Genomic DNA, 1,266 nt, shown 5'->3' with positions numbered 1-1,266 from the left:
AGGCATAGCTACTGCCAAGTTCATTTTACCTTTTAGTCGCTTCATTATCTTGTGGTAATGATTAAGTATGTCGAAAACAAGAGCGCTGAACTCTTCGCAGATCTTAAGGAAATCACCCTTACCGCCCTGTAGACAAGCACTAAACTGCTCNGCATTGCGTGGAAGCTCTCCATTAAGGAAGTGCAAACATATTGCCGCAATCAGAAAGTCATCATAAAGTGCGCTGGCTTGCCCGACAGGTGCATAAAGCAAGCCTAGCTTTTGGTAGTTTTTAATCGCTTTTTTGAATTGCGAGCGAATACCTTGGAGCTCAAAGCTTAGTAATCGCGCAATTCCAATTCGCGTAATCGCCTCGGCACCTAGCTTATCATTACAATGAATGAGCCTGATGTGTGCTCCACAATCTTGAAGCGCCGGGTATTGCATCATTTCAATACCCGCTTGTTTTATTATCTGGGATTGTTTGAGCTCGCCAAAGTCCCAGGCAGTAATATCAACTTGTTTTTCAGGTCGGTTCTCTTCCAGTTTTGCGGCGTTTTTTGCCAAATGCTCAACTTTTTGCGAAAGCTTAACGAGGTCCCTACCCTGGTTAATCAGCCGGCCTCGCTCATCCAGCACTTTAATGTTAAAGCGCAGGTGACTGTCTAGTGACTCAAGATTCCAGGCCTCAATAGGAATAGATATGCTGCCTATAATTTTTAGCTCATCACTAAGAATCTCAAGCAAAGGGCGTGAACTAGCTTCAACCTTTGGCAGTATCTTGTCTACAACATCCGGCACAGGAACAAAGTGCTTTCGCAAAGTTCTGGGAAGCGTTTTGATCAGGTGGATGCATTTTTCACGAAGCAAGCCAGGAACTATCTTCTCGAGTTTATCTACAGTTAGCTGTTTTATTGCATTAATTGGCACCGAGATATTTACACCATCATCTTCAGCGCCGGGTTTGAACTGGTAACTCAGAGGAAAGCGTATGCCATTATTTTCAATATGTTCAGGATATAGGCCCGGATCGAATGAATCCGCATTTTCGCTGCGCAGCTGACCTTTTGTAAACCGTATTAGCTTTGAGTCAGCTTCGCTTGCTTTTTTTGCCCACTTTTCAAATGCAGCACCACTCACAATGTGTTCAGGTAAAGCCTTATCGTAAAGTCCGTATATCACCTCATCATCGACCAGGACATCTTTACGACGCGTGCGGTCTTCAATCGATTCCACTTCATCAATAAGCTTTAAGTTATGAGCGATAGCCTTATTTTTGGTGCGAAA

At 43.8% G+C, this 1,266-nt stretch carries 1 protein-coding gene; it reads right to left on the bottom strand.

All coding sequences use genetic code 11. The features are described from left to right. The coding region (locus A3763_RS22960) for a DUF3418 domain-containing protein (RefSeq protein WP_156495283.1) at nt 1–1,266 on the bottom strand (1,266 nt) is incomplete at both ends.

The sequence above is a fragment of the Oleiphilus sp. HI0128 genome, assembly GCF_001635365.1.
Note: the sequence above shows the minus strand (reverse complement) of the source record. Positions and strands in the feature narration are given on the sequence as shown.